The 26,608-nt window shown below is 49.8% G+C and carries 47 protein-coding genes and 1 tRNA gene; 2 read left to right on the top strand and 46 right to left on the bottom strand.

Annotation, left to right across the window (positions count from 1 at the left end; translation table 11 throughout):
• Positions 1-37: 37 nt before the first annotated feature.
• Positions 38-217, top strand: a complete 180-nt coding sequence (locus tag BUC02_RS15895; RefSeq protein WP_139261124.1) for a hypothetical protein — start codon at positions 38-40, stop codon at positions 215-217.
• Here BUC02_RS15895 and BUC02_RS11185 read toward each other — a convergent pair whose 3' ends face one another.
• From BUC02_RS11185 to BUC02_RS16240, 46 genes are all read right to left on the bottom strand, one after another.
• Entirely contained in the window at positions 218-1,300 is a 1,083-nt protein-coding gene (locus BUC02_RS11185) for a hypothetical protein (protein ID WP_073322607.1), read from the bottom strand.
• Entirely contained in the window at positions 1,278-1,625 is a 348-nt protein-coding gene (locus BUC02_RS11180) for a phage baseplate plug family protein (protein WP_073322605.1), read from the bottom strand. Before BUC02_RS11180 ends, BUC02_RS11185 begins: the two co-directional genes overlap by 23 nt.
• Positions 1,625-2,272, bottom strand: coding sequence for a phage baseplate protein (locus tag BUC02_RS11175; RefSeq protein ID WP_073322603.1), 648 nt, complete (start codon positions 2,270-2,272; stop codon positions 1,625-1,627). Before BUC02_RS11175 ends, BUC02_RS11180 begins: the two co-directional genes overlap by 1 nt.
• Complete coding sequence (locus BUC02_RS11170) at positions 2,269-4,128, bottom strand: hypothetical protein (protein ID WP_073322601.1); 1,860 nt, start codon at positions 4,126-4,128, stop codon at positions 2,269-2,271. The genes BUC02_RS11175 and BUC02_RS11170 overlap by 4 nt, the downstream gene beginning before the upstream one ends.
• The gene (locus tag BUC02_RS16270) at positions 4,128-4,265 is read right to left on the bottom strand and encodes a hypothetical protein (RefSeq protein ID WP_175549849.1); all 138 of its coding nucleotides are present in this window, start codon (positions 4,263-4,265) and stop codon (positions 4,128-4,130) included. The genes BUC02_RS11170 and BUC02_RS16270 overlap by 1 nt, the downstream gene beginning before the upstream one ends.
• A 104-nt stretch (positions 4,266-4,369) precedes the next feature.
• Complete coding sequence (locus tag BUC02_RS11160) at positions 4,370-4,780, bottom strand: hypothetical protein (protein ID WP_073322597.1); 411 nt, start codon at positions 4,778-4,780, stop codon at positions 4,370-4,372.
• A 36-nt stretch (positions 4,781-4,816) separates the two neighbouring features.
• Entirely contained in the window at positions 4,817-5,251 is a 435-nt protein-coding gene (locus BUC02_RS11155; RefSeq protein WP_073322596.1) for a hypothetical protein, read from the bottom strand.
• Between the two features lie 12 nt (positions 5,252-5,263).
• Positions 5,264-6,364: a DUF3383 family protein gene (locus tag BUC02_RS11150; protein ID WP_073322594.1), complete on the bottom strand. Its 1,101-nt coding sequence runs from the start codon at positions 6,362-6,364 to the stop codon at positions 5,264-5,266.
• A 1-nt stretch (position 6,365) separates the two neighbouring features.
• Positions 6,366-6,884 carry a hypothetical protein gene (locus tag BUC02_RS11145; RefSeq protein ID WP_073322592.1) on the bottom strand — a complete coding sequence of 173 codons (519 nt, stop codon included), beginning with the start codon at positions 6,882-6,884 and terminating at the stop codon, positions 6,366-6,368.
• A 2-nt stretch (positions 6,885-6,886) separates the two neighbouring features.
• Positions 6,887-7,279, bottom strand: coding sequence for a hypothetical protein (locus BUC02_RS11140; RefSeq protein WP_073322590.1), 393 nt, complete (start codon positions 7,277-7,279; stop codon positions 6,887-6,889).
• On the bottom strand, positions 7,251-7,661 hold the full coding sequence (locus BUC02_RS11135) for a DUF4054 domain-containing protein (protein ID WP_073322588.1): 411 nt from the start codon (positions 7,659-7,661) through the stop codon (positions 7,251-7,253). Before BUC02_RS11135 ends, BUC02_RS11140 begins: the two co-directional genes overlap by 29 nt.
• 6 nt (positions 7,662-7,667) lie before the next feature.
• A complete protein-coding gene (locus tag BUC02_RS11130; protein WP_073322586.1) occupies positions 7,668-7,997 on the bottom strand; it encodes a hypothetical protein in 330 nt (109 codons plus the stop codon).
• A gap of 105 nt (positions 7,998-8,102) precedes the next feature.
• The gene (locus BUC02_RS11125; RefSeq protein ID WP_073322584.1) at positions 8,103-9,011 is read right to left on the bottom strand and encodes a major capsid family protein; all 909 of its coding nucleotides are present in this window, start codon (positions 9,009-9,011) and stop codon (positions 8,103-8,105) included.
• Positions 9,012-9,025: 14 nt separating this feature from the next.
• Positions 9,026-9,793, bottom strand: coding sequence for a structural cement protein Gp24 (locus tag BUC02_RS11120; protein WP_073322582.1), 768 nt, complete (start codon positions 9,791-9,793; stop codon positions 9,026-9,028).
• 2 nt (positions 9,794-9,795) lie between these two features.
• A complete protein-coding gene (locus tag BUC02_RS11115; protein WP_073322580.1) occupies positions 9,796-10,932 on the bottom strand; it encodes a DUF2213 domain-containing protein in 1,137 nt (378 codons plus the stop codon).
• 100 nt (positions 10,933-11,032) lie between these two features.
• A complete protein-coding gene (locus BUC02_RS11110; protein ID WP_371341023.1) occupies positions 11,033-11,761 on the bottom strand; it encodes a GREB1-related protein in 729 nt (242 codons plus the stop codon).
• Complete coding sequence (locus BUC02_RS11105) at positions 11,709-12,377, bottom strand: ParB N-terminal domain-containing protein (RefSeq protein WP_073322576.1); 669 nt, start codon at positions 12,375-12,377, stop codon at positions 11,709-11,711. The genes BUC02_RS11110 and BUC02_RS11105 overlap by 53 nt, the downstream gene beginning before the upstream one ends.
• Complete coding sequence (locus BUC02_RS11100) at positions 12,377-13,537, bottom strand: tyrosine-type recombinase/integrase (protein WP_139261123.1); 1,161 nt, start codon at positions 13,535-13,537, stop codon at positions 12,377-12,379. Before BUC02_RS11100 ends, BUC02_RS11105 begins: the two co-directional genes overlap by 1 nt.
• Positions 13,501-13,710 (bottom strand): hypothetical protein, encoded by a 210-nt coding sequence (locus BUC02_RS11095; RefSeq protein WP_073322573.1) that lies wholly within the window; start codon positions 13,708-13,710, stop codon positions 13,501-13,503. The genes BUC02_RS11100 and BUC02_RS11095 overlap by 37 nt, the downstream gene beginning before the upstream one ends.
• The gene (locus BUC02_RS11090) at positions 13,691-13,888 is read right to left on the bottom strand and encodes a hypothetical protein (RefSeq protein WP_139261122.1); all 198 of its coding nucleotides are present in this window, start codon (positions 13,886-13,888) and stop codon (positions 13,691-13,693) included. Before BUC02_RS11090 ends, BUC02_RS11095 begins: the two co-directional genes overlap by 20 nt.
• 181 nt (positions 13,889-14,069) lie before the next feature.
• Entirely contained in the window at positions 14,070-14,270 is a 201-nt protein-coding gene (locus BUC02_RS11080; RefSeq protein ID WP_073322567.1) for a hypothetical protein, read from the bottom strand.
• The gene (locus BUC02_RS11075; RefSeq protein ID WP_073322565.1) at positions 14,267-14,608 is read right to left on the bottom strand and encodes a hypothetical protein; all 342 of its coding nucleotides are present in this window, start codon (positions 14,606-14,608) and stop codon (positions 14,267-14,269) included. The genes BUC02_RS11080 and BUC02_RS11075 overlap by 4 nt, the downstream gene beginning before the upstream one ends.
• Positions 14,605-14,820: a hypothetical protein gene (locus tag BUC02_RS11070; protein ID WP_073322563.1), complete on the bottom strand. Its 216-nt coding sequence runs from the start codon at positions 14,818-14,820 to the stop codon at positions 14,605-14,607. The genes BUC02_RS11075 and BUC02_RS11070 overlap by 4 nt, the downstream gene beginning before the upstream one ends.
• A complete protein-coding gene (locus tag BUC02_RS11065; protein ID WP_073322561.1) occupies positions 14,817-15,104 on the bottom strand; it encodes a hypothetical protein in 288 nt (95 codons plus the stop codon). The genes BUC02_RS11070 and BUC02_RS11065 overlap by 4 nt, the downstream gene beginning before the upstream one ends.
• Before the next feature lie 234 nt (positions 15,105-15,338).
• On the bottom strand, positions 15,339-15,860 hold the full coding sequence (locus tag BUC02_RS11055; RefSeq protein ID WP_139261121.1) for a hypothetical protein: 522 nt from the start codon (positions 15,858-15,860) through the stop codon (positions 15,339-15,341).
• Complete coding sequence (locus BUC02_RS11050) at positions 15,861-16,208, bottom strand: hypothetical protein (RefSeq protein ID WP_073322555.1); 348 nt, start codon at positions 16,206-16,208, stop codon at positions 15,861-15,863.
• A gap of 2 nt (positions 16,209-16,210) precedes the next feature.
• On the bottom strand, positions 16,211-16,354 hold the full coding sequence (locus BUC02_RS16260; RefSeq protein ID WP_175549847.1) for a hypothetical protein: 144 nt from the start codon (positions 16,352-16,354) through the stop codon (positions 16,211-16,213).
• Positions 16,351-16,704: a hypothetical protein gene (locus BUC02_RS11045; protein ID WP_073322553.1), complete on the bottom strand. Its 354-nt coding sequence runs from the start codon at positions 16,702-16,704 to the stop codon at positions 16,351-16,353. The genes BUC02_RS16260 and BUC02_RS11045 overlap by 4 nt, the downstream gene beginning before the upstream one ends.
• Positions 16,704-17,087, bottom strand: coding sequence for a DUF551 domain-containing protein (locus BUC02_RS11040; RefSeq protein ID WP_073322551.1), 384 nt, complete (start codon positions 17,085-17,087; stop codon positions 16,704-16,706). Before BUC02_RS11040 ends, BUC02_RS11045 begins: the two co-directional genes overlap by 1 nt.
• Positions 17,087-17,251, bottom strand: coding sequence for a hypothetical protein (locus BUC02_RS16255; RefSeq protein WP_217653080.1), 165 nt, complete (start codon positions 17,249-17,251; stop codon positions 17,087-17,089). Before BUC02_RS16255 ends, BUC02_RS11040 begins: the two co-directional genes overlap by 1 nt.
• A gap of 206 nt (positions 17,252-17,457) precedes the next feature.
• Positions 17,458-17,913 (bottom strand): hypothetical protein, encoded by a 456-nt coding sequence (locus BUC02_RS11035; protein WP_073322549.1) that lies wholly within the window; start codon positions 17,911-17,913, stop codon positions 17,458-17,460.
• Positions 17,910-18,224 carry a hypothetical protein gene (locus BUC02_RS11030; protein WP_139261120.1) on the bottom strand — a complete coding sequence of 105 codons (315 nt, stop codon included), beginning with the start codon at positions 18,222-18,224 and terminating at the stop codon, positions 17,910-17,912. The genes BUC02_RS11035 and BUC02_RS11030 overlap by 4 nt, the downstream gene beginning before the upstream one ends.
• Before the next feature lie 82 nt (positions 18,225-18,306).
• Positions 18,307-18,738: a hypothetical protein gene (locus BUC02_RS11025; RefSeq protein ID WP_073322545.1), complete on the bottom strand. Its 432-nt coding sequence runs from the start codon at positions 18,736-18,738 to the stop codon at positions 18,307-18,309.
• Positions 18,725-19,114 (bottom strand): hypothetical protein, encoded by a 390-nt coding sequence (locus BUC02_RS11020; protein ID WP_073322543.1) that lies wholly within the window; start codon positions 19,112-19,114, stop codon positions 18,725-18,727. Before BUC02_RS11020 ends, BUC02_RS11025 begins: the two co-directional genes overlap by 14 nt.
• Before the next feature lie 117 nt (positions 19,115-19,231).
• Positions 19,232-19,405 (bottom strand): hypothetical protein, encoded by a 174-nt coding sequence (locus tag BUC02_RS16250; protein ID WP_175549845.1) that lies wholly within the window; start codon positions 19,403-19,405, stop codon positions 19,232-19,234.
• The gene (locus tag BUC02_RS11015) at positions 19,402-19,641 is read right to left on the bottom strand and encodes a hypothetical protein (RefSeq protein ID WP_073322541.1); all 240 of its coding nucleotides are present in this window, start codon (positions 19,639-19,641) and stop codon (positions 19,402-19,404) included. The genes BUC02_RS16250 and BUC02_RS11015 overlap by 4 nt, the downstream gene beginning before the upstream one ends.
• Entirely contained in the window at positions 19,641-20,870 is a 1,230-nt protein-coding gene (locus BUC02_RS11010) for a PcfJ domain-containing protein (protein ID WP_073322539.1), read from the bottom strand. Before BUC02_RS11010 ends, BUC02_RS11015 begins: the two co-directional genes overlap by 1 nt.
• Positions 20,867-21,322: a Cas9 inhibitor AcrIIA9 family protein gene (locus BUC02_RS11005; protein ID WP_073322537.1), complete on the bottom strand. Its 456-nt coding sequence runs from the start codon at positions 21,320-21,322 to the stop codon at positions 20,867-20,869. Before BUC02_RS11005 ends, BUC02_RS11010 begins: the two co-directional genes overlap by 4 nt.
• A gap of 387 nt (positions 21,323-21,709) precedes the next feature.
• Positions 21,710-21,782, bottom strand: a tRNA-Ile gene (locus BUC02_RS11000).
• A 352-nt stretch (positions 21,783-22,134) separates the two neighbouring features.
• Positions 22,135-23,190, bottom strand: coding sequence for a hypothetical protein (locus BUC02_RS10995; protein WP_073322535.1), 1,056 nt, complete (start codon positions 23,188-23,190; stop codon positions 22,135-22,137).
• Complete coding sequence (bet, locus tag BUC02_RS10990; protein ID WP_073322533.1) at positions 23,190-24,113, bottom strand: phage recombination protein Bet; 924 nt, start codon at positions 24,111-24,113, stop codon at positions 23,190-23,192. Before bet ends, BUC02_RS10995 begins: the two co-directional genes overlap by 1 nt.
• A 47-nt stretch (positions 24,114-24,160) precedes the next feature.
• Positions 24,161-24,361, bottom strand: a complete 201-nt coding sequence (locus BUC02_RS10985) for a hypothetical protein (protein ID WP_073322531.1) — start codon at positions 24,359-24,361, stop codon at positions 24,161-24,163.
• On the bottom strand, positions 24,354-24,512 hold the full coding sequence (locus tag BUC02_RS16245; RefSeq protein ID WP_175549844.1) for a hypothetical protein: 159 nt from the start codon (positions 24,510-24,512) through the stop codon (positions 24,354-24,356). Before BUC02_RS16245 ends, BUC02_RS10985 begins: the two co-directional genes overlap by 8 nt.
• Positions 24,509-25,063 carry a hypothetical protein gene (locus BUC02_RS10980; RefSeq protein WP_073322529.1) on the bottom strand — a complete coding sequence of 185 codons (555 nt, stop codon included), beginning with the start codon at positions 25,061-25,063 and terminating at the stop codon, positions 24,509-24,511. Before BUC02_RS10980 ends, BUC02_RS16245 begins: the two co-directional genes overlap by 4 nt.
• Positions 25,056-25,631, bottom strand: coding sequence for a hypothetical protein (locus BUC02_RS10975; RefSeq protein ID WP_073322527.1), 576 nt, complete (start codon positions 25,629-25,631; stop codon positions 25,056-25,058). The genes BUC02_RS10980 and BUC02_RS10975 overlap by 8 nt, the downstream gene beginning before the upstream one ends.
• Positions 25,628-25,789 (bottom strand): hypothetical protein, encoded by a 162-nt coding sequence (locus BUC02_RS16240; RefSeq protein WP_175549843.1) that lies wholly within the window; start codon positions 25,787-25,789, stop codon positions 25,628-25,630. Before BUC02_RS16240 ends, BUC02_RS10975 begins: the two co-directional genes overlap by 4 nt.
• Positions 25,790-25,922: 133 nt before the next feature.
• On the opposite strand from BUC02_RS16240, the gene BUC02_RS10970 reads away from it, so the two are divergent.
• Positions 25,923-26,285, top strand: coding sequence for a helix-turn-helix domain-containing protein (locus tag BUC02_RS10970; protein WP_073322525.1), 363 nt, complete (start codon positions 25,923-25,925; stop codon positions 26,283-26,285).
• Positions 26,286-26,608: the final 323 nt, after the last annotated feature.

The raw sequence follows: 26,608 nt of genomic DNA, 5'->3' as shown, positions 1-26,608 counted from the left end.
CTCAATCTCTATGTCAATGCATGCACTTGAGTTGCCTATGGTAAAAGGCCGTATTCCGTCCATTACCATATTGTCCACGTCCACTATCCCGTCCACGGTGACCTTCTTTATGAGCGCCACTACGGAAATCGTGCCGTCTGCGGCGACTGCGGTCACCTTGGCAGGGATTGCCGTCTCAAAGTCGCATAGACGCCTTGATATGAGTTCTTCCGCTTGACTACGGTCCATACTGCGCTCCCTTGCATATGCAACTGAAATTACCGCCGTGATTGTCCCCGAGGAACCTCACTTCCGTTACCATGAATCGGCCGTAAAAGCCAAACTTGTCGTTCTCGTCAATTTTCCCGTCAACTATCTTGCGGTTGTCAATGTAAACGGGCAAATTGGGCGAAATCTCTGGAGTTAGAAGGCATTTGAAGTCCACCTCAAGCACGGGCTTTGCGGGTTCGGATTTTTCCTTCTCTATGCGCTTCTGCATTTCCTCGTACGTTTCCTTCCGCTCGGTTGAACGCAGGCCCATGTAGTAGTCAATGTTCTTCTTGAACTTTTCCTCAACGGACGTATTCTGCTTGCGAACCTTCTTTGCCTCAAACAGACCGCTACGTAGCGTTAGGGCAATTGTCTCGAAAGCGGTATGTCCGGCGCTCTCTACGAGTGTCCCGTCCTGCAACTCCGAAATATCTCCAACCTTCTGTATGTACAGCATCTCGTTGTTGTCAATGATAACGTCACCGCCGAGTTCAAGAAGCAAGTCGTTCTTGACGTGCTGAACAATCTCGGTTATGCTGCCTACATCGTGATAGCGGTATTCAAGCCTCATATCCTTTAAAGATGTGGCACCGGACAGCGGTACACCAGCAAAATCGGCAATATACTGCAGAACGTCAAAATAAGTAGTGCCTGCAGGGAACGAAACGGTCGTTATGACCCTGCCGAGAGGGTACTGCGCGCCCCTCTGCGATACGCATACGAGTGTTGTAACCACGTCGCCGTTGTTCATGCGGTCGGTATAGCACTCGTCTATCTGGCCGATGAAGATATTTCCAACCTTGTCGCTACGATGCCCTGCACGCAGTATAACGGCCTTGCCCGTTGACATGCAATTGTCTATCGTATCCTCGTTGGCGTTGTAGATTTTGATTACGGCCTTGTTCTTGAAATAGTTGACCGAGCGGATCACGTCAAAATTAAAATGCAGGTCGGCCACGAGAGTCCCGTTGCCAGCCTCTACGTCTTCCTGCGGCTTGTTTCCGCTAGGGAACGTTCCGATGTACAGCTCACACACCCTTTCGAAGGTCATCGTATTCCTCCCACTCGTACGATGTTCCCCATACAAGGATATAGTCGTTTCCGAAATTCTCGTACGTGATCTCGTCTTCTGCGGTCTTGTTGGCCTTCAATACGCGGAAATCCCCGTCAGCACCGATTTTGCTACGGCTACCGAGCAAAGCGCTGTCCTTGACCACCTTTATCCCGAGGTTTTGGCCGTTGCTACTGCTGAAATCGCAATACCAGCTAGAATCCCTCTCGTTCCAGAGAAAACGGAAACCGCAGACCACGCCGCCGATATTTACGGCGAGCGTGAAATGCGACGATTGCGTTGTGTCTATTGGAATGGTAATCATTACTGCGCTCCGAGCATCTTGAACAGCTTGTTCACTTCATGCACCGTCCCTGACGTTAGACCGCCCTTCTTCACGTTGGCGGTAAGCCTATCCACGGCATCCTTCATTGAACCCTGCCCGTACACCAAGTCGGAAGACACGTTGAAAAGCTGTACAGTCTTGAATTCGGTCAGCGTCATCGTGAACTTGATACTCTCGCCCGACTTGTCGTCACGGCTTGTTTTTATTGACTTTATGAGCATCTTCGGATAGGCTATCAGCGATGTCACAAGACGGACAGGTTCCCTGCGCTTTGCAAGGTCTTCAAGGTCAGTATATTTCTGCCGTGCTACATTTTCAAGCGGCTGTGCGTCCTCGTACCCGGCTATGGAAATGGTCTCCGTGTTGCCACGATTACGGCGTACGCTGTGGTTCGTGAACATACCCGTAATCTTGCACTGACGCAACTTCTGTGTAACGTGGTCGGTTATGACGGCCCCGTCCTGCAACGGATGCTCCGAAATCATGAACTCTAGGCCGTGGCTCTCGTCAATGAAAAGATCGAACGGAAAGTTCTCTATGCCCATGTCGGTATGAGCAAACAGAGAAGCGGTCAACGGCAATGCGCGATGACCTTCCATGTATGCTTTTTGTATAAGTCCTATCATTGCGCCATCTCCGCTCCGTTAAAGATGTCTTCCGTCTTTATCGTTTCATCAATGAATTCTCTCAACGTGGTACGCATCACTGCATAGGCTTCCGCTATGCTCGTTTCCATGTTGACGGTCTGCGAAACCACGTTCTCGCTGTTTACCTTGACATTTGGTGTGCCGTTCTTCGCAAGCGCCAAGGCCTCGTCAAGAGCCTTGCCGTAAGAACCTCTACCGCCAAAGCCTTCTACGAGGTAGGAACCTTCAAGCGAACCGAAACGTGATTCAAACTCGCTCAACGCACGTTGATAGTTTACTGCACCGCCAGCCTCGCCATTCTTCCAAGCCTTGCGGAGTTCAAGCAACTTGTCCATTTCCGCTTCGCGTTCCTTTATCTCGGAAATCGTCTTGTCCGAATCGCTACTTGCCTTGTACAGTTGATACACTGCCGACACCAAGCCACCTATCGCAAATGTCGTAGCGCCAATCGCGGCTCCTAGAGGCCCGAATTGAGAGGCACCGAAAGCGGCTGCCGCCGCCATTCCCTTCAATCCTGCCGTTGCATTGTCGGCTTCGCTTGCGCCCGAATTGTAGGCCATGGCCCCTGCTGCAAGACCCGTACCGCCGATAAGCATTGCGGAGGCCTTGTTCATTTTCAGCAACTCGGTATTCGTCTTTACGAGTTTGTCACCGAGATCGTCTGCGGCAAAGGCAGTCTCAAGGAACCCGTTCTTTATGGCCATCAATGCCATTACGGCAATACCGCTCATTACGGGGAAATCCACTACGAACGATACTACCTTGGCCAAAATTTCGCCAATCATCATGAACTGGTCCATATGGTCGGCTAGCGCATTTCCAATGGCGAGAAATGCGTTGGCCAGCGAATCCATCATCTTTTGAATCTTTGGTAGATTGTCCTGGACCTTGCTCATGATGCTGGCTACGACAGGAAGGAGCCTCTTACCGATGTCTTCCTTCATGTCGCCAATTGCGTTCTTGATCTGGACTATCTTGCCTTCGTCAGTATTGGCGAAAGTCTCGGAAAGCCCGGCCCAATCCGCAAGCGCCTCACGTATAGCCTCAATCTTGAGGTCTTCAATGCTCTTGCCCTTGTTGTCGTTGAGAAATTGCAAAGCCTCCCTGTCATCGGCAGAGAGTGTCTTCGGGCCTTCGCCCTTTGCAATCTTTTCCTGCAATTCAGTTGCCTTGGCGATTTTTTCAAGGCCGCTAGTGTCGAAGCCCTTTTTACGGAAGGCTTCGTACGTCCCGTCAAAAGCCTTGCCTAGACCCGTGGCGAGGTCTACCATTTGCTGTGGCGTCACCTCTCCACCGCCTGTCATGCCGGCGGCATAGTCTGCGAGCAAGTCCATCATCTTCGTCATTGAGGACGTACTCTTGACGTACGTTGCAAGTTCCCCTGCACCTGCGAGCATGGCCTCGTCGCCATACATCGTACGGCCTTGGATGCTTGCGGCGTGTTGCTTGACTACATTGAACTCGGCTTCGCCCATGCCCTTGTTCTTGAGCACGGTCTGCAGTTGCCGTTCCTGCCTTAATTGCTGATTGTAGAGGTCTATGGACTCGTTGCCGAAACTCCAAATCTTGCTTATGCCCTGCAAGCCGATATACGATGCAACTACGGATTTCAATGCACCTGCAAGACGAGAAAGCCCGCCCGACATCTTGTTCAGGCCAGGCTCCGCGTTTCTTGCGGCCTTGTTCAGTTCATTCGTTGCATCGGTTGTTTCCTTGATGTCTTCTGCGGTAGACTCAAACATACGGTCTACACGGCGCATCAACGATTCAAGACGTGCGAGAAATTCGGCGTTGCCACCGAACTTGAAGTCTAGTACGAAATTCTCACCTGCCATTACTTCTTCTCTCCCACGTCATAGAAAGCGTTCCAAGCGGACTTGTAGTCCTGTCTCATGTCAAGCAGGGCCGTGGCCTTTCGCATCTCGTCAAGTGTCCACGTGTCCAGCTCGGACGGAGAAAGCCGCAAGTTCACTACGAGGTTCCAAAATATGTACTCGTCCTCCACGGCTTGTGACAAATGGCCTATGAGGCCAAGGTCATTGAAGTCATTCTGCCGCGATGTCAGCATCTTACGGACTATGCTGTTCCCTCGGTCGAGGACCCAGCAAGCATCCTGAAAGGGGTGAGCTTGTGCGCCTCCCATGCCGCCACCATGACATTGTACATGTCAATCAGTCGGCCTTCAAAATGGTTGTAGCACTCGTCACCCTCAAGCGAAATGGACTTTTCGTTGTCACTCCCGTCAAACATTGTTCCACGGAACGTGAGCCTGCGGATTTCTTCAAACTTTTCTTCGGGAAGATTACCCATCTTTTCGCAAAGAAGCAAGGCTATGTCTCCTTGCGATAGTTTCTTGGATACCGAACCTAGACCGAACACGATTGGCGTAACCATCTTGTCCAGCCTTATGCTGTCACGGCCAGTCAACGGAATCGTAGTGTAGCTACGCCCGTCAACGGTGTACTTAACAGGATCTTTTACTGACATTTTTTGTCCCTCCAGGGAGCTTTGTGGTTGTTGTCGTTAAGCACCTCTCCACATCAATTCTGCATCGACGTGAAGCTTGATGTTCCTTGCAGAGCCGACCTTGCCGACAGTCGGCGGGTCAATCTGCGTGATAGTTGCTTGACCGACGAGCTTGTACCCTTCAATGCCACTTGCACCCGTAATAAGGTGGACTGCGGAGAACGGATACGGCCCGGCGCCAATCTTCTTGTCCGCGACAGAAAGAGCCTCAACGAGGTCAAGCTGTGCAGAGGTCGCCATCATCGGGAACGTGATGTCAAACGAGCGGTTTTCGTGCAGGGAACGCTCGGTAGCGTAATTCTGACCCTGCGTGAATTCCCAATCGTCTTCCATTGCCGCGAAGGTTACGTCTCCGTTGAAATCGGTCAGCGGGACTCCGTTGATTTGGAAGTTCCAGTCAAGGTGATTCCATGTACCACTGTGTCTTGCCATGATTCTGCCTCCTTATTCGGCTTCGGGATAGACAATGTTGAGGGTTACATCAAGCACGGTATGCACAGAGTCCATGACGCTGTAGTTGCCCTTGATATTGGGCACGTTGCGCTTGTCCTTCTGTGCTTGTGCGATAGATGCGTAGGTCGGGACGGTCACGGTGTAACCTTCCATGATGTACTGATGCGTAGAATCGGCGGCCTGCGTGAGAACCTTGGAAATAATGGCACCGATGGCCTGGATGCCGGTGTCATCGTACGTGAGGCCATAGCCTTCGTTGGCGTCACCGAGCAAGCGGTAGATTTCAGATTCGGTGTTGAACTTGATCCAGTCGCACTTGACGATGGTGTCGATGAAGGCGGTCGGACCGCAAGTCGTGCCCATGAACGTGCGGGCCACTCCAGCAATAGTTGTGTAGATATTGTAGCCGGCAGACTTTGCAGCGGCAACTTCGCTTGCCGTTAGGTTGTCCGGCGTGATACCGACAAGGCCCTTCTTGTGAGCCCACGTTCCACGTGCAGGGTCAACACCGCAACGCTGTGCGACAATAGCGACGGCAAGATGCTCATTCTCGTAGGTCGTGGTGTCGTGAGCCCAAATGGACACGCGCTCCGTACCACTTTCGGTAAGACCGCCTTCGCCACTGAAAATCGTGGACAGAAGGCTCGCATTGCCGTCAATGTTCACTTCGAGGTGGAACATCTTGAACACTTCGTTGGCCTTGGTGTCAAGGGCCTTAACGAACGCCACTGCGGCTGCAGCCTTTGCGGCGGCATCTACTCCCGAGAAGGCGTAGGACAGCACGACGTGGAAGAAGTCAAATCCGGAAGCGGATTCCACCGCGTCAATGACGTCGGAGGAGCTTGCGCTTGCGGCGGTAATGATTACAAGTTTGTCGGGGTGCGTCTTCTGCGAGAAGAACGTCTGCGCCATCTTGTACGCTTCGGTAGTCTTGGCGAAATCCTCCACGACGGAGTCAAGGTCGCTGTATTCACCAGCGGCCTTTGCGGAACCCGTGACCACGATAGCCACGGTGTTTACGGATGTGGTGAGGACACTGCTAGTCGCCTTGACAGTATTCACACGCACGATTTGGTTGAGTTTGTTGGCCATATCAGCTCCTTGCTACTTCAAAATCTTCTGTTCCAATTTTCCCGTTGACGGATTCAATCGGCCCGCGGCTATAGCCCACGAAATCGTTGAACTGAACACGGAAACTCAATACGTACTGCTCGATGAAGAAATCCCCGTCATTGATCGTCTCGTCGGCAATGTCGTTCATGTCCCATACGCTGAAAGAACGGTCAAGGCCGTCTGCCACGTTGAATCTCGCCTTGACGAAATCGCAGAACTCGGGTGAGATAAAGTCGTTACGGAACTTGCGTAACTTTTCACCATTTCCTGCAACTTCGTGGACGGTGACAGTTGCAACGTACTGCGCCACGCGGTAATGATCCTCGTTCGGCGCTTTCGGTGGCGGTTGAGTTAGAGAGCCGTATTGCGATACATGAATCACGCCTACGGCGTAATACTTGCCGTGGCGTGCTGCAGCATTGTCGGGAATCTGGACGGCGTACTCGCCATCGTTAGTAATCCACTTGCAAATGCTTTTCTTTATATCGTCAATCGTCATCTCTAGAATCCGGGGTCATCATCAGTTACAAAAAGTTCGGCAGGTTCCATATGGGGTGGAACGAGGCAGGCTATGTACTTCCAATGCGAAATGTCGCCCATGTTCAGATACGGCAACTCGTCCATGAGTTCATACATGAAACCGCCACATCTGACGAATCCGCGCCCGCTCCCGTCTACGGCCCTAAAGTCAAGACGCTCGCTTGAATACACCTTCACGGAACCCGTGTTGCGAGAGGCGATGGAATCCGGTATCGTATCCTTGCCGTTTATCGGCTGTACAGTACCGCGGACTATCCTTGTCTCTACGGTACCTGGAATCGGAGTGCCCTCGTCATCGTGCGTTGTCTGGCCGATTCGGATGAACTCAAAAGAGCGATTGAATACGGTCGCCACCGTCAAGTCCTCCACCGATACAGATTCCGTGCGTTATGCCAGGGTTCGGCTTGTACTGCGCCAACAGCGACTTGTACTCCTTGCCGTACACGGTCGCATCAAGTTCGTCCGTTGCGGTATCTCCGCTACCTCCATACGAAATGGAGATGTCACCTTCTCTCTTTTGCGTTGCAGGGCCAGCCACGCCTTCGCTTGCCATTTCGTCCATTATCGCCTTGTGCGCGACAATGCGCGAAAGGGCGTATATGTACGCATTGCCGAAGTAAGAACGAGAAACACGGAACTCCGCACCGCGAATCCATGCGTCCAGCATTTCGCTAGTACGCATGCTCACGGGCAGGTATCCTATAAGTTCTTGTCTCTCTGCGGCAGAAATCGGCATGGCTCGCTAGTCCTTTTCTTCCTTCTGCTTCTTTTCAAGTTCCTTGGCTTCGGCGTCAATCTTGTCAAGCTGTTGCTTGCGCTTCTCGCCAGCTTCCTTGGTCTTCTTGTCACCCTTGGACAAGTCGACAATCTCGTCCACCATACTCTGCGTATTGGCGTTCTTGACGGCGCTTGCGGTGTCTTCAACGATTACGAGATCGCCTTCGTCAATCAGTTTCTTGACGAGAGGATATTCCTTCTCGGCAATTTCTTCGGCTACGTTAGTGCCCGGCAGGAGCATAGCCTTGCCGAATACCATCACTCGCTTGGTTCTGTTGTTGTAAATCTTTTTCATCGTTTTTCTCCAGTCAACGTTGATTTTGAATCAAAAAACGGGTTTCCCGGGGACTACGCGGGGTCTCCCCCGCGCTCGTCCCTGGAGAAACGAGTTTCTTATTGCTTACACACCATCGCAGTAGATGATGCCCTTGATGTTCTTGATGATCGTGCCACCGACTCGGGCATAGCACGGCACCTTGTAATGGAGGGCGTGGGCCTGAGCTTCTTCCTGCTTGAACGGAATCGGCAAGATGTAGGACACGATGGTCGGAGCCTTCTTGTAGAGGACTGCGCGGCCACCACCGATTTCGTCCAGCTTGCGGCTCTCGTTCCAGTTCACGATACCCTGTTCACGGAAGATTTCCTTGAGGTAGTTGAGAATGGAAGTCGAGTTCTGCGCGCTGACCGGAGTCGTGGACAGGTAAGCGTAGGCTTCGTGGTCCCAGATGATGCTGTCAAGCACGATGGTGCCCTTGTTCAAGGCATACGCACCGTCAACCATGGTTTGCACGGTCTTCACGATTTCGGACAGGTCCTTGTTCTTGATCTTGGTCGAAGTGCCGGCGGCGTTGTTCGGAGAGGCGACCACGGTCACGTTCTCGTTGTTGAACAGGCCTGTGAGACCCTGGTCGGCATCACCGATAAGAATCACTTCATCAACCTTCTTGTCGATGTAGTGACGAGCGGAGATGGCGTCATCACGGGAAACGTCAATACCTGCGGTGAGGTACTGTTCCAGTTCGACGTTGGAGTAGGCGTAGGAGATTGCGAGCGTGCGGATGCCGGCGCTTTCAATCTTGAGGAAACGGCCCACGGGCGGAAGGTCGTCGGCGTAGTCGGCAACGAACTTTGCCATGCCGACATCGGAAATGACCTTGTAGCTGAACGAGCCGGCAAACGGGGCTACGCCAGTCTGCATAGGCACGAATTCGGTGGCATGAAGGGCTTCACGGTCGAGGCCGTAGGTTTCTTTTGCGATTACGCCAAAGAGAGCGAGGATCGCGGCATTCTGTTTGGTATTGAAAGGCATTTTCTGTTACCTCCTTAAGCGATTTCCAATTCGGCAAGTCGGCCGGATGCGGCGTTGGACTTGAACACGCCACCTGCAATAGCGGTTGCGCTAGAGCTGTTGGCGGTGAATTTTCCGGTGGAATTGTTGATGTAGGCGGCCTGACCAGCGAGGACTTCGCCATCGACGAGAACCCACAGACGGCCCTTCTTGAGCACGTTCACGTGGTCGCCAGCGTTGTAACCGCAGTTCATCATTTCGGCGGTCGTGTAGGAAGCGATACCGATGAAGGTACCACCTGCAACGGCGTCGGCACCTGCGGTCTTGTTGGTCTTGGTGATGGTGCCAGCGGCAGAGGTCTTTGCTACGACGAATTCGTCGGCATTGGCGGCTGCACCTGCGGTAGAAGCGGTAATGGTCACCTTTTCGCTGGAAGCGGAAGCGCCGTAGTTGTCGTCAGCACCCACAGCGGAAGCGAGAGCGGTTGCGATACCGCCAGCGGTCGGAGTGGACGGAGCGGTGACTTCGTACTTGGTGCCGTTGATGGAAACGGAGTACTTGTCGCCTTCTGCGACGGTACCGCCGATAACGACTTCAACCACGCGGGCAACTGCGTCGGCGGAAGCTGGCTTTGCGGCCCATACCTTGCCCGGCTGACCCTGGACTGCATAAAGCGGAAAACCGCCCACTTCGTCCTTGTTGTCCTGCAACGTGCCGGTTTCAATGGAGTGCGGCACGAACGGGAAAAGAAGGCCGGGCAGGCCCTTGCCTTCATTCATAGAATCTTCGGGAATATTAGCCATGATTAGGCCTCCTTCTTGGTTTTGCCGGACAGGGCGTCGCACATCTTCTGATATGCGTCATCCGGCGTGGTGTCATCGGCGGAGTCCTTTACATGGGACGGACCGTCAAGTTGCTTGTTGGGATTGCCTTCACCATCGTCGTCAAGTTTCTTCTTGAGCTGGGCGCAGGCGGCGTCAAACATCGCACCGATATATTCGTCGGTCTTGCCTTCGAGATCCATGCCGTCAAAGGCCTTGCCGATAATGGCGACCTTGATTTCCTTGTCGGACATGTCGCAAGCCTTTTCGATGCCGGCTTCGTCGGCGGCCTTGACGAGACCGAGGCGAGCCTTGACTCGGCTGTCGATTTCCTTTTCGTCCAATGCCTTTTCCTTGAAATCGGCAAAGTCCTTTTCGGTCTTGGTGAGGGAGGCCTTGGCGGCATCGCGTTCACCCGTCACGGTGTCAATGGTCTTCTGCTTTTCGTCGGCGGCATCCTTGAGCTTCTGGCATTCATCCTTGTAGGACTTCAGCTCATCAAAGACGCTTTCTTCTACTTCGACAATGGAGCCATCGCGGAGAGTGGTCTTTTTCATTGTTTTATCCTCATTCTTGAAAATGTTGAAGTCGACGGAATCTCCGCACCTTACGCGGAAATTCACCCCGTCTCCGGCCCGTCCGACAGGGACGAGGGCCATGTGGTTGTACACAATGTCGGTCTGGCGGGCGTCATAGTCCGTACCCTGCCAATTACCGCTGTCCTTTACGACACGGCAGTCATAACCCATTGATACGGCACGGATACGGCCGTTCTTGATGGCATCAATGGCCTTCGGGTCTTCAATGTCCACATGAATCTTGTTGTTTAGGCCGTCGAAAACGACCTCGTGACCGATTGTACCGACCTTGAGCTTGTCAACGTTGCGTTCCGTAACGTCCTCGCTCGGGTGCAAAAGAGTGATCGGCAGGTCGGCTATGCCCGGAGTTGCGGCCTTTACATCGTCAATGGAACGGAGAAGACGCACTTCCCTGCGGTCGGAATCGTAATACGAAAAGACTCCGGCGCCCGTACATACGATTTCACCGACAAGATGTCCCCTCTCGTCGGTTACGAGACCCGCAGTCTCCCAGCTAGTTTCTCTAAAGTCACGATACTTCACGGCCTATAATTTAGGCCCGTAAACACGGAAAAAGGACGTGTCAGCAAAACACGCCCTTTTAGTGCAAAAGATGTCAAAATATGACGAAGTTAAAACAAGGTTAAATATCCAGGCTTTGAGTCCTTTTCACGTTGATGCTCGGAACCACAATCATACGGCTCTGCTGATGCTTCAACGCCCTCGTTTCCTTGTATTGGAGATACTTGCCCCACTTCTTGCAGAGGATAGCCCTTTCTTCCTTGATTTTGTCCTCGGAACGGAAAAGGCTGCTACCACCGGAATTGGAGTCAATGTAGAGTTCAAGGGCGTAACGTCCCTCAAAGAACACAACCCTGTCATACAGGAGGTTTTGCAGGATATAGTCCACGTCTACCTTCAACCTGTTTTCCATGAAGCGGTATTTTCTGTCAATAATGCCGATAAACCCTGAACACGTACCCTTCAATGCGAACGGGAGGTGCGGATCGAACGTCATTCTGTTGCGTTGAGCGAAACAGAAGGTGTGCAATCCGGCATCGTCAGTCATCTGGGCCATATTGCATACGACGAATACGACTTCCTCGGGAGTGAGGGGCCTGGACTGTGCGCCACCGATGTACCTTACGCATTTTATGTCATCGTCAAAAATGGCGACCATCCTCGTCTTCACATGGTCAAGGACGAAGTTCCTTGTCTTGCCGAGACCAAGCGTGTCGTCGGGACAAGTCATGATAGGGTTGGAAAGGTGTGCCCTGTACTGCTGTTCCTGCGACTCTGGTACAACGAACGTGACCCACTTAGGCAGGACTTTCTGCGTTATCGTCTTTCCTGCCCGTCCCCGACTTATCACCACTATCGTCAAGTCTAAGTCTTTCAGCCAGCTTTGAACCTCTGACAACTCTTCCGAGACCGATTCTTCCATGTTTCTTTCCATTTCCTCTTACCTTTTGGATGTTGAATTCATTACACGCGGTAATGAAGTCGTTCTTGTTGTCAAATACGAACACCAAGTAGTCATGATGCTCAAATTCGTTAAGTTCCATGGACGCGATTGAGCGTTCCTCTTCCTTTTTCTCGGCTTCTTCCTCGTCCTCTTCCTCGTTGAAGAATCCGAACGGCTCCATGTCGAAACCTTGGTCGTTGAGCTGCCCGAGTTCCAGGTCCAGCTTGAAGTCGTCCCATTCGGAGAACTCAGCTACCTTGTTGTCGGCAAGACGGAACGCCTTGATCTGTTCTTCGTTGAGGTCGTCGGCCCTGATACACGGAAGCGACTCCATCTTGAGCTGCTTTGCCGCCTCGTACCTCGTATGACCGCATACGATGACGTTGTGGGTGTCAATGACGAGCGGAACCTTGAAGCCGAACTTCGCGATGCTCTCCTTGACGTACTTTATCGCGACATCGTTCAGTCGCGGGTTGTTGGCATAGGGTTTAAGGTCGCCCAACGCCACTTCTACTATGTTCACTAGGAACCTCCTTGTTTGTCTTGTGTATCTTTTCTTGTGAATATCTCCAGCGCCTCCTCCTTGTCGGACGGCAGGAGGTGCGAATACGTGTTCAGCGTTATGTTCACGTTCTCGTGCCTCGCCAAGTCCGCCACGCAACGTATGCTACAGCAGTTGGCACGGATAAGATTGCTGATAAAACTATGTCTAAATCGGTGCAGATGCACCTCGCCACCAAACGATGCCAAAATGGAATTTCTCCTGAAAAGCGCCTTTAAACTCCGATTTTGGGAGCAGTTGTATTGGTATTGAGGGAAAATTTTGAGGGATTTTGCGGTGCCTAGAAATTGCGAAAAATTGGGGTGTTTTGGATAGATTTGGGGGTTTTGGAATGTGGAGCTTATTTGCTCCTTGAGCCTAGTGCAAATTGGCACGAAAGCGACCTTCCCGCCTTTTCCCAAAATACGTAACTTTCTCTTTACATTCCCGTCATCTTCAAACACGTCGGCGTAGGTCAGCGACGCGGCTTCCGCGAAACGCAGGCCCGCAAAGGCCATGAACGCATACATGAGACGTAGCAACGGGTTTTCCTCGGCGGCGAGGATTGCCTCTACCTGCTCTATAGTCCAAAAATCCCTCGGCTTAGATTTCTCGCCCTTGACCTTTACCGCCACGAACGGGTTCTTCTTCCAGCGAGGCTCGTACATCTCCATGCACCACTTTGCCCAGCTACGGTAAATCGTCACGCGTTTCCTTTTGGTAGATGCTTTCCACGAATCCAGACTAGAAACGAAATCGCTTGCGACTATGTTGGTTATGTCGCCAAGCACGTTTATCCCCTTCTCGCGGAACCACTCTTCCAACACGATAAACGCACTGCGGTAGTTCCTTTCAGTAAGATCGGACATGTCGTTGGTACGGAAGAAAGACTCTATGGCGTTGGAAACGAGAACCGAGTCCCCTTTCCCCACGTTTCCGTTGAGCTGGTCTGCCACCATACGGTCCCGCCATGCCAAGGCGTCCTTTTTCTTGTCCACACCGAGCGACACGTACTGCGGAGGCCGGCCGGAATCCTTGTCGTAGATACGGCCGTACCACGTCTTGATGCCGCGGCTCTTGTGCCTCTGTACTACCGAGAACTTTTTCATCTGGAAACCTTGTCGATGTACATCTTCATCCACAATTCAGTAAACCATACGGCATGCTTGTAGCGGTACTTGCGGATAAGCCCCTGCCTAGCCTTCTCAAGCAGGGTGTTCCTGTGCATACCGAGCATTTCAGCCGCAAGGTCGGAGCGGTAATACGTCACCCCAAGCAGTACAACTATCCTTTCGTCATTTGTCGTTTCCGTCATCGTCGTTTCTCCTTTCGCTTTTCATGACTATTGTGATATTGTGCCTTGAGCGGATCTCAAGCATCGCGCCGCTCCAAAGTGCGACCAAGAGCGCCAATTCGTTCCCGGTCACGAAATACGCGACCACGAAATAGACCGACAGCGCAAAATAGGCCAAAAACAAGAGTTTGTCCATCATTGCATCAACCTCGCGATGAAAATTCCTATAAAACAGGCAACCGCACCGAGAACCATGCCGCAACCGCAACTGAAATTACTGCAATCACGGCTCATTTCGTACTTATCCTTCATTTCATCCCTCTGTTCTTCCACTTTCCGTAACATTTTGCACATTACGTAACATTTCTCGTCTTCCATGCTCATTCCTCCGGGAAAAAGTTCATCCAGCAGTTGTGGCACAGCCCGCTATTGAGCTTTTCCTTCTGCGGTTCGGTCAAGTACGGCATGGCCTCCCCTATCGGCTTGCCTGCAAGGAATTCCCCGTACCCCTTTTCGTCAACGGCGACGGAGCTTTCCTCGTGACAGAGCGGACAGCACGTATAGATTAAATTCAGTTTCACGCTTTCTTTCTCCTTATGGCTTTTATGCAGTCGAAGCAGTATGTCTGCCCCATCAGTACGGTGTAAATCCCGTTTGCGTCCACTTTCCTCTTGCACTCGCAGCATACGGGCGACTTCCTCACGTCGGCAAGCGTCTTCGGGATCCGCATCCACGCTTCCACGTCGTATCTCTTGGTAGAGAAGGCCCTTGTCGCGCACACCTCGAAAGGATAGACGCCATCACCGATTCCTCCCTTAACCATACGGCAGAGGACGAACTCCCCGTCCTTTTCCAACTTCGGCCAAGTTTCTTCATTTTCGGGATCATAGAAGTAAACCGTGTCCGTAACTCTAATCATTTCCTTTTCCTTCTTTCTCCGTTTGAAGCCAAAACCATCCATTCCTGGTCTTCTTCCCACCACCTATTCGGCAATACGGGCAAAAGCAACTCGGCTTCCATTCGTTCTTTTTCCGTCAGCTTGCGCTTGTCCTTGGGACCCATATAGTAGTAGTCCATTTTGAGGTGTACCGCCTCGCAAATCTTGAACTGGTGCTTCGTGAGGTTAATCATACTTTTCCTCCATCTAGTCTAAACCATTTGTTTCCGTCAAATAGAAGTAGCGTTCCATTGTAGACACGTTTCCTACTGATAATTGCATACCCTTCTTTTTTATGCTGATACGGCATTGTCTTTTCTTTTTTAGGTATTCCGTAGACCGTGACGGTGTCTCCAGCCTTGGCATCCGTCTTTTCTCTAATCCATTTAGGCGTTTGACAGCCATAGTATAAAGTCGTTTGTTTGCTCAACGCTTTCTCTACATAATTAAACACTTTACTTTTGGTTGTGTTAATCATGGTTTCTCCATATCTCACAGAACGCCCATCCTTCTAGGCGATCGTCGTTTTCGTTGATATATTCTGGCAATTCGGCAAATCCTATACCTTCGGGCTGCCAATGATTATACAGGTAGAACCAATTTCGGGAATTCTCAAAGTGTGCCTCATGTACGACACCGGAAACAATTATGAGAATAGGCTCTTGATTGTAATACCTATCGTCATCCATCGAGTTGAATGTTATTTCAGCCATCATTTCCTCCTGCAATTGATTTCGCCGCCCTTCGAATTAGGAATCCAGTTCGACTTGTGGTTTTCTAGCATTTCGCAAACAGGTTTGCAATTGGAAAAGAGAAAGAAATTACGTTCTATATTTTCAAGTTTTTGATGAATGAAATCAACACGGCCTTTTTCTTCGAAATTGTCAATTCGGTACAGCAACATATTCAACCGGCTATTTACTTCTAGACGGAAGTCTTCTACTTCGCTTCTAATGTATTGCGGTGTTAATTTCTCATTGTTGAGTGCTACAACTTCTTTATTCCACGCCACCTGTACAGCTTCTTCGGTTTCTTTTTCGAACACGGTATTGTACCACTTGAACACATTTTCCCATGTGTCGTAATGACCTGCGCTACCGCCGCAATCGCATGAAGGGTCGAAATAAGGTTTAAGCGCATCTTTTGAAACAACCCAACCGACCATTGATCTACACAATGAACAGTCGTGGTGTGGAATAAACGACATTTGTTTAAGTTCTGCAAGAGTTTTCATTTATTCTCCTTGTTCTTTAATCATTTCTTTCTGAACAAGTTCCATAATACGCAGAATCACGGCACCGCATTGCGCCAGCTCCTGCAAGGCGTGTTCCTTGTCGCCCGCTTGGTAGGCAGCGAACGCCTCGGCGACTTCTTCCATCAGTATGTTATCGGCACATTGAGGCCCCCGGCTGTTGCGTAGCTTGATTCGCGCTTCGGATTCTGCCCAGCTCACGCGCGACGACGGGTCAATGATAGCGGACACAAAATCCGGGTGCTTGCGACATGCGGTCTTGTGCTCGTCGATAATTCTGAACAAAAAGCCTTTCAGCTTTTCGGCATCTTCGTTCATTTTGTCAGCCATCGTTAGCCCTCTCTGTCGATGATGTCCTTGTATGTTTTACATTCGTCTTTTCTCATTTCAATTCTGTTCTTCGTGACCCTTCCGAAGAAGAATCCGATGAAGTAACAAATCAGCCCGAGCGCCATAATGAATACGAATTCCATCATTCACCCCACGTAATCACGAAATACAGCTTTCCATGTTCCGCGCCCCATTCCGGGCGACCCGTGCCGACGCGGATTTTCGGGTTCTTGAGCGTTATCTTCGGGCTGTCCGCACGGTAGCCGTTGCGAAGTACGAGCAGGTCGAAGTTCTTCTGGAACTGCTTCGTGTGGAAAACCTGGGGACGATCGAAGTGGTAGGGCTGCGGAGGTAAACCGAAGAACTTCTGCATTTCGGCGTAGTTGTAGAACTGGTGTAAGTAGTGATCCTTGATTTCCCGGTACTCTTCCTTTTTCTTTCCGTCCCGAATCATCGAGAACCACGGTTCGGCGATTGTAAGCGTGAGCGTTTTCATTAGTCCTCCTTCGGAGCCGACGGCAGCGGCATCCAGCCAATTACTTCATCAATTAAAAATTCACAACCCCAACCAGGTGTACTAGCGTAGAAAACAGCGAAACCTATTTCCATACCGTCAATATGACGGAAATCGCCAATCCATTCTCTTACTTTGTCTGTTTTGTACTTTGCGAGAAAAAGAACTCTTTGTCCTTTCGACGGCAAACCCTCACAGCACTTTCTCCAGCGGCGTTCTTCTTCCAGGTGGTGAATGTAGCCGTTCATCTTCGCAATCTGCAAGGTGTGCTCGGTATCCATGCGCTCAAGCTCCGCGATGCGGGACTTCAGGCGCGTCAGCTCGTCGTCGTGGCTGGGATGCAGGTGGTGCAGTTCAATAGCCATTATCCGTTCTCCTTCATCATTCCAACCGTGTAGTGCGCCCCGTCCGGGTCGTCAAAGTCTTCGTTCAACGATTCTGCATAATCTCTAGCTTGCAAGAGGTCTGCGGTCTTGTAGACAACCTTCTTGTCGCCGTTCATAAAATTCTTGATTACTGCGTACATCACTTCGCCTCCTCGTCAGTATGTTCCTCTACGAATCTTACCACCCAAGCAATCGGAATCAGCATTAACTCTATGGCAATTCCTATGGCCATTAAAGGCAGCCACTCTACCAAAAGTCCAATCTTGTTTTTTATGCAAAGAGCATGGAGGCAAAAGAACCGCCCCATCGTCTCTTACAAGAATGTTTAGTGTTGGATGCTTTGCTACTTTCATTTAAACCTCTCTGCAAGTTCCAGCCAACGCTGGTACCATTTATTTTGCCACCTTGCTTTCCGATATGTGATTGGGCATACGTGCTCAAGAACTTGCGCCATCGCCAAGCACCGCTTGCGCTTGGAGTGACGAGTTGCTGCAAGTTGCTCGTCCTTGATGAGGTTTGCAGTCTGCAAGCGGTCGCAGGCTTCCCTGTAATCGGCTTTCAGTTCCGCAATCACCTTGTCCTTATCCGCAATCCTCTTAATATACTCGCTCATTGGTATTTGCATATTGTGAATTTCATTACGAGCGCAGGAAAGGTTATAGCGGTATTCGTCGCGCTCCGCCCGAATAGTCGAGATCACCTTGTCGGCTTCGGACTTGAGGTAAACTTGTGCCTGCTCGTCATCCCCGGTCTTGGTGTATTCTTCGTACACGTCAAAGGCGTGTCTCGCTTTCAGTTCGCTCATTTGTCGGTCTCCTTTATATTGCCGATGATTCTATGGTCGGGGATTTCGTACCAGATGTCAATGTCGTCATATTCCCATTCATAATCTTCGTCTTGAAAGTGAAGGAATGTACTTACAGAACCATCACCACCTTCATCACATCCACCATAGGCAAGATGTGTAGTGCCATCCTTCATCTTGATGATATATTCTGCACCCCAATGCTTTCCGCACTCAAAGTAAATGTCTTTGTCTTTTTGTCTATGCCACTGACTCCGTTCTTTCAATTCCGCAATCACCTTGTCGGCTTCGTACTTGAGGTAGACTCTCATACTCTCTTCGTTAGGACAGTATGCGAGGTTGTTAATGACTAATTCTCTCGCATCTCTTTCTTTCAGTTCGCTCATACTCATGTTACTTTTCCACCATTTCTTTCTTTACGAAATTCATCATGCGGATGATTACGGCACCGCACTGCGCGAGTTCCTTGAGGCATTCTTCCATTTCACCATGGTCGTAAGCATAAACAGCTTCGAAAACTTCTTCAAGAAGAATCGCATCGGCGTGTTGCTTTCCTTCATTTACCTCTCTGAAATGATTAAGACTTGCTGCTACAGATTCTGCGTAAGCACTACTGAAATCGTCGCAGAATTTCGGGTGTTTCTCGACTGCGTTACGCAACTCTGTTTCAATCATCGTGAAACAATCGTGAGTTACAAGGAATCCATCAACGTAAGCCTTGAACTTGTCAATGTCCTTGAACAATAGCTGTCCTACGTTCGGAAAATCGCACAGGATTTTTCCCTCGTTGACAACTTGGTAATTAAAGCCTTTATAGCTGTTCATTCTTGAGTCTCCATTCGTTTAAGCATGTTTCGTATTTCTGCGGAACATCTTCCGGCTTGATTTCTCCGCGATCTAAGCGCCTTCTCCAATAATTCCAGGCGCACATCCCCACGCCTCCGTGTTCTTCCGACCATCTAGCTTGATAGCGCTCCACGTAAACCTTGACCTTCTCTGGGTGATTTCTCTGATAAATCATGCATTTTTGTGAGTTCGTCAGCTTTCCCTTCGGCGTGTCGCGGTAACGCTTTGACGCATCGCAGGCTTTTGCACGGTTTTCACGCAGACGCTTGTCGGTGCTTGGCTTGACTGCAAATGCGGATACATCTATATTTGCCAGCCGTTGTCGCGCTAGTTGCTGTGCAGTCTTTTCAGCCATAAATCAACTTCCTAACTAAAATGACGATTTCGCCGAAGTAGGCAATCACAGTCCATACAATTATCACATAGATAAAAGCCGCAACTATCCATGCCCAGAATTCTGTCAATTTGTCGTTCACTTATTTCCTCCCATCATCTTGTCAAAGCAAGGCTTGCAGATGTCGATTTCATTGACTATACTCTTTGTATTTAACTGCTTGCTCGTTGCAACCTTGGTAATAGTGAGGTGGTACATTTCGCCTTGGTCGCTTCTGTTCGTAAGGCACTTGTCACACACGTAGGTCATCATACTTCCTCCGTATGTTCCTTTTCGTAGTTCTCGCGGATCCAGCTACGGAGCTTCCACTTCGAGCATCCAGCTCCGTAAAGGTCGTGCAAAGGTCCCGGATTTCCGTCAAGGTGACACCAGCATTCGTGTATTGGGCCGTCACCGGAGTTCTTGCATGTCGTTGCCCCGCGGTAGGCGCAGTTGTCGCACTTCTTTACGATCTTCCAATCCTTAACAATCTGTTCGTCGTCAATCATTATGCCGCCTCCTTTTTGGCCATGAATTTCTTGAGGTTGTTTTCGTATTTCTTGAGCCACGTCATTAGGACTTCTGTCGCCTTCTTGCTAGGTTTCATCGTCTCAAAATCATGACCAAGCTCATTTCCGTAGAACTGCCCCAATTTCCCGTTCGGGAGAATTTCGGCGGTTGCGATAGGATTTCCTTTGTTGTCGGTTATGAAAGCAAGCACGCAACGTCTTTCTGCCATCTTTCCGATGTAGTCGCATGACATCAGGCACTGGTGCAACTTGTTGGCGTGTTCCCTCACGCTCTTTACGGAATCGGGTATGAACACGCACATGTTTGACTTATGGAGAGTGGCGTTGCAGAACTCTTTCGACAATGTTTTCATTATCTTCTTGCGTTCTTTTTCCCTAAGCGTCCTGGCCTTTTCTTCTTCTATCCGTCTAGCCTCAAGAATCAGATTGTATTCGTTTACAACCTTGTCATGCGCTTTCTTGATGTTCTTCGGCCATTTCCAATAATCTTCCTTGACATTATGGCCACAAGAAGCGGCAATATTTATATAGTCCCTATAGAAATCAAGTTTCGTCCTGTCGGCACCATATTTCTTGAACCACTTGAACTCGACCACCTTTCCGTTACAATCCCTAAAATCATTCCATTCGTCATACTCTTTTGCGGAACATTTTCCGTTCATGACGAACAGGATCTTGTTGAGCGTCCAAGTCCTTGCATCCTTGTTTTCATTGATAAAGGAGATAATACGCTTCTGCTTATCTTTCGTCATTCTTGCGAACGTCTTGTTGAAAACGAGTCGGTTCAGCTTAGCTCCTACGAGAAATTCAACCTTACGGTTTTGTTTCCAGCGTATAAGCAATTCAATCGCTGTCGCCCTATTGAGCGGCAGCGCCTTGTTCAGCGTGTACTTGAATTCGGGATATGTGGAAACGATAAGGTCATAATCATTCTTGCGAAGAAAATCAGTCTTGTCGTAACGGAACGCGTTGACTTTGATAATAGGTTCGTCCCATACGTTCATATCGTCGTCAGTATCAATAACGTATCCTGCTATATAGCTGTAACAAAGACACTTGACATTTTCCTTGTCTTCGTCACTTATGCGGTACACGTCAACGTTGCCAGCCTTGTATCTTCTTCTGTCTGGCCACGATGCGTTTACGATACGGACAATATGGCCGTTCTCTACGGCAATTCTGTCCTCGTATGTAACTTTACCGATCATAAAGCCTCCGCAAACAGGTCAATGGGCTTAGCGATTGCGATTCCGAGATTTTCATTAGCCTTTCGGATAAGTTCCTTGTGCTTGTCCGCGATTTTTTCGGCTTCTGTCTTTTCTCTCGGCGTAGGCGTGAATTTGGAAGGCATGGAAGCGTTCGCCTCACGTTCAGCCTTTTCCTCGGCTTCCCTCTTGGCCTTTTCTTCTTCTTCCTTTTTCCAAATTTCATCATCGAAATAGTCACGGCAGATGCGGTAACATACATCGTCTGGCACTTCGCCATTCTTTCCGCCGAGGATTTCCTTTGCGATCTTTACGAGATATTCCATGCACCCCTCAAACTTTTCTTCGTCATACTTGAAGCAGTTCTCAATGAGGTGCGCCTTGATTTTGGATTCCATGGTGTCGGGCGAAGCCGCCGCCATCTCCTTGTATTCCTTAATCATTTCATCGTTCATTTTTCGTTTCTCCAGGTTCAAAAGCTATCCGGTAGAGTTACACCTTTCTTTGTCTTCGACCATACAAATCCTTGATTTATATGCCGCCGAAGAGGGTCAGCGGTAAAGTAAAAATGGAGTATCTACGAGCCGCTCTCTACCGGTCTACACGGAATATGGCTTCCGAGCAGATGCAAGCCAATCAGTTGTTCATGACTTGCGATTCTTAAAGGTTTTGCACTCCGGCAGCGGTGCGTGTGTATGTTTACAGATTTTAGAAGAAAGTTCAGTTGTTGGTTTAACTTTCAGTTTATGCTGCCATCGTGCAAATTCGGGCCCTCCGGGTGCGGATTTCTTATAGGGGTTGTGTCGTACACATGTGTCAAACATGCTGCACCCATCGGGCTATCGGCACGGACGGACTTGAACCGTCAACCTCGGGGTTATGAGTCCCTCGCTCTGACCATTGAGCTACATGCCGTGTTGCTCACTCTCTGTTATCGCTTCTTGGCGCAAGTCGTCAGTGAGCTGACCCGTTCTACCGCCGTCATATTTTACCCTCCGGTGACTGCCGACAAAAATTGTGCGGAATGCACGCAATCATCGGAGGGTCGCAGGAACTTCCTGCTAATTCTTCTACAATTTCAATCTAGTCTGTCTCGTCATATCGCTCTTCTTCCTTACATTGTGTGGCGAATGTCCCTTGTATCCGTGTTTCATCGCCCACTGCTCAAGCGCATACGTAAGCCGATACGCTAGTGATTCGTGCCCACAGCGTTCCCCGATAATTGCAGATACCGGAAACTTCAACGGCCTACGTAGCGTCCTTCGCATCAGTACATCATCCTCACGTGCGGAATCTTACCCTTGACAATTGCCGTGATAATGGCCTTAGCTACACTCTTGGCATCTTCAACATCGCCTTCGGTCAGCTTGAGCAATTCGTCCATTTCTGCAATAGCGTCAAGGGCTTCGTTATTCACCTTACGCTTGTGTTCCCTTTCCATTTCTGGGAACAACGGCTCTACCTTCGGAGAATCGACTACCTTGCGTTGATCTTCGGTAAGTTTGTCCATGGCCTCGTTAGCCTTGCGCTCGGCCTCTTCTTTTTCTTCTTCGGCCTTGCGCTTGGATTCCTCGGCTTCACGGGCCTTCTTCTCCAATTCTTCCTTTTCCTTTGCGAGACGTGCGGCTTCTTCTTGCGCTTGCTTGAGTTCTGCTTCGTGCTTTTCACGTTCGGCACGTTCAATTTCTTCCTTGTGCTTACGCAATTCTTCAAGTTCACGCTTCTCGGCCTCGGCCTTTTCCGCACTTGCCTGCATATCCTTGAGCTGTCGCGTAGATTCAATCACGGCGCTTTCGGCGTCCTTGGCAGACTCTTTCCAATATTCCGGCGTCTTGGCCATTACGAGCAATCTTTCAAGGAGCATCTTGATTCCAGCGGAATCACAGCCGATACCTTGTGCCGGCAGATTCTCAATTTCCACGATTTCGGCCTGCCTTGCCTCAATTTCCTTAATCGGGGCAAGCACGTCGTCCTTGTACTTGATAAGGGAATCCTTGACGTGCTTACGAACCTTGTCAACGAGATTCGGCTTGGCCTTGAGTTCCTTGACTACGGCATCGTGGGCATTGTCAATTTCCTTGACGAGTGCGTTGATTTTCTTGGCGAGGGTCTTTCTTGCGATCTGGCCTTCCTTGGTCGTTGCATCTGCCACGAGACCTTCGGCACGCGTCTTGACAAATTTCACGATAGGGATAAAGTTCTTGTCATCGCAGAAGAAATCTTCCCAATTGTCAATTTTCCCTTCAATCGCGAAAGACTTGTCGGTCTCAGCTACCTTGACCAATGCAGTCGTTTCTACTTCTTCAATATTCTCTTTTTCCATTAGAACGGCACCTCTTCTGTATCAACTACGTTTTCAGTAACTTCTTCATTGGCGGTTTCCTTTTCTTCGACTACACCGCCGTCCTTTGCCATATAGAACCATTCAACCACGTCCTTGTAGCGGTCTGACGGAACCATCTTGGGCGTAGACCAGCCATTTTCCTTGAGCTTTTCAACCACGTATCCGTGAGCCTCGTCGTCTTGGTTGGCGAACATCTGCAACATGGCCGCGAATTGCTTGGTGTTATAAGTCTTGACAGCCGAAAGGAGGGACGCTTTCGCATCCTTCGGATCGTGCTTTTCCTTGGGCGGTTCGGTCGTAGGTTCGGAAGGCTTGGAGGCGTTCTGTTCCACGACCACTTCCTGATCGCCCTTGGAATTGAGGTCGTTGCGGCCAGGCATTTCGTCCGGCAGTTCGTCAGCGATATAGGGCATTCCGTTGAACACGCTCGGGAACGCACGGCGCAGGGCGGTAGCGATAGCGACCTTTTCAAGCATCACGTGCGGCTTCGTATTCCACATCGAGTTGTTCTGCGTATATTCACGCAGGTAGACCGTGGCACTCGTTTCGTGGTTCCTGTCCTTGCGGTACACGTTGCACGTGCAGCGCATTTTGGCGCCCTCGTCGGTAAAGAATGTCTGATACCCGTCATACTGCGGAAACTCTTCCGCACGGCGAAGGTAGACCTCATAGCCGACAATAATGGACAGCTTGCGGCCGTTACCCTGCCCGTAGGCGATAGGGTACACTTCCTTCTTCCAAGGGTTGAGATTGAAGGTCATTGCAATCGCAATGAACTGCTGCATCTCGTTCTGCATGAGGTTGGAATGTGTCTGATTGAGGTAGTCCATCAGCAATTCCTGCGTGACCTCGTTCTGTTTCGTAATAACGGCTACCGCGTTACTTGTCTTTGTCTGTTCCATGTATCGTTTCTCCAGGATTCATTGTTGTTGACAAATTGTGACAATTGTTAATAAGTGTTCATGAGTTGTCGTGCCATCCAATCTACGGTAGCGAAATCGTAAGCTCCCCTGCGTACGTGCGCTATCTGGTCAAGTACCTTGGGATTGTTGGCCATTTCTCCCGTCGCCTGCAGGTAGGCCCTATTGGGATTACCTCGGACGATGTACTGCGTGTTGGATTTCAAGCTCTTGTAGATTGTTTCAGCCATCTACCTTCTCTCCTTCTTTTAACGGAATGAAATCAAGTACCACGTGTCCCGTAGACTGACTCCAACTCCATCTAAATGCATCCCTCATTGTCATAACGCCCAGCGGTTCACCGCGTGCAATGACAAGGAATACGGGTTCTTTCTTGTTCATATTGCTTTCTCCTTGTTGGAATCAATGCCCTTGAACTTTTGGATAGGGTGCCACGGCATGTTGGGATTCTCGCCCAGCCACTTGCCGCATACCTTTTCCAAGAACGGGAGCATCTCATGGTCAAAGTGTTGTTTAAGTCCGGGGTTCTTGTACTCGTACTCGTCCTTACCGACTTTCTGCGTTTCGTACGCCTTGCACATATCGCCATATCTTCCGAGCTTGTAGGCCAAAAGCCTCAGCGTCTCCCTCACGTTTATCCTACGGATCAATGCGGACTTGGCATCGTACGTGAGAGAATTTGAAGGTGCCGGCGGTCGGTTGTTGACGATTATTTCCCATGCCTTCCACAAGGTCTTTATCGTGGGAATGTTGTCCAATTCCCTTGCAGTGACGAAAAGTTCCTTTATGTCATTGTCGTCACACGGAATCCTGGCAGCCATTTCCCTTGCGGCAGACATGATAGTCGTGTCCGCGACCTTGCGACCTGCAAGTTCGTAAGCCTCCGAAAGACAGACGAGGAAAGCGGCTTCTCTAGGAGTTCCGTTAGCCATTGGCACCTCCGAGCATTCCTATCGCGAGTCTTTGTGCTTGGCTCATGCTTGACACGTTCTTACGCGTTTCTTCTTCAACTCGGTCTATGACCCAATTGAGGGTGGCGGCATAGTCGCTCTTGTAACGCTTTCCGCTAGAAGCCTTGTAGTTGGAAAGGATTTCCACGGCACGGTCAAACCTTACCCCGAGCTTTTCTCGGAGTTTCATTTCCTCGTCCTCGGTGTAGGAGACGTTCTGCAACATACCGAACAGCTTCTTCTTGACCTTTACGGCGGGCTTTTCGGTAACGACTTCGGCTACACGTTCATATACGTCGGGCTTGGATTTGTTTTCCTTGCGTTCCTCACGTAGCTGGCGCATCTTGTCGGCCTTGCCCTTTCTCCAAGTCTCGACTTCGTTGAGCAGACGTAGCGCAAAATCGTCTTTCGGCTCGTTCGTACCCATCATAGCCAAGGTCTTTGAGAATGAAAGGACCCACTTGCCTATCGCTTCGTAGTCCTTGCCGAACTCGTTTACCTTTTCACGGAATTCCGCAATCGGGAGGTTTACATATGCAACTGGTCTCATTCTTTAGCGGCCCTCATGATCAACGAACTAGCCATTTCGCACAATTTCATTGGCGAACCGTCAACTTTCGGGTTCTTCTCTACAAGCTCGTGCAGGGTCTTGTATGCCAAGGGCGTTATTGCCACGGGCTTGTTCTTCTGTTTCTTCTTTTCTTCCATAACATTTCCTGCATTATTATTGAAGGTAATTTTACTCAGTATTTATGATAATAATATAATTATTATTAGTAATTTTGTGTAGATATAATTGAAAAAAAATTATTTTTTTTAGTAAAAAAATTATATTTGGGTCGTGGAATTCAGATCTAAAGATTTTCGCAAGCGCATACGCGTTACGCAGTACCAGCTAGCAGAACTGCTAGGCTGCGACCAGTCGCTCGTGGCGGCTTGGGAAAGGGGCAAGTTCCCTACCTACGAGAAAATCTGCAAGCTCATTGAACTCGGAATTACGATACAGGAACTGCTTGGCGACGAGATCGCGAACAGACTGATTTCAAACAGCTCAATATCGTTTGAAAAAAGGCCGGCACTTTTCGACGACAAGGAATTCGGCGGCGGCGTAGCAGAACAGCTAGACGAAATGAAAATCCGCGGCATAATCAAGAACGAAGTCCAGAAGGAAATACAGGACATGAAACAAAAAGGGCTTCTTTAGCCCTTTTTCATTTTCCGGTTGACTTTCGTGAAGAATTTAATTATCTTGGGTAATAAAGGCGTGGCGGCGTTTCACCGTCCGTCATAAAGAAATCACTGCCTGACAGCGGACTCCCCTCTAAGCTATAGTCTTTCTTATCATCTCGATAGCTTCTTCCGCTGTCAGGCGATTTTCCAATACCATAAGTATTATCGCATATACCTTGCCTATCGTCCTTTTCATAGAGCATGTCTTATACTGAAAAAAGTTGACACTACTCAAAAAAGCAGGAGTAGTGCCAATGAAGACAAAACAGGTAATAAAGAGAGTCGCGGAATACGACC

The sequence above is a fragment of the Fibrobacter sp. UWOV1 genome (assembly GCF_900142495.1).
Classification (GTDB): domain Bacteria; phylum Fibrobacterota; class Fibrobacteria; order Fibrobacterales; family Fibrobacteraceae; genus Fibrobacter.
This window is presented reverse-complemented; position numbering and strand designations above follow the sequence as displayed.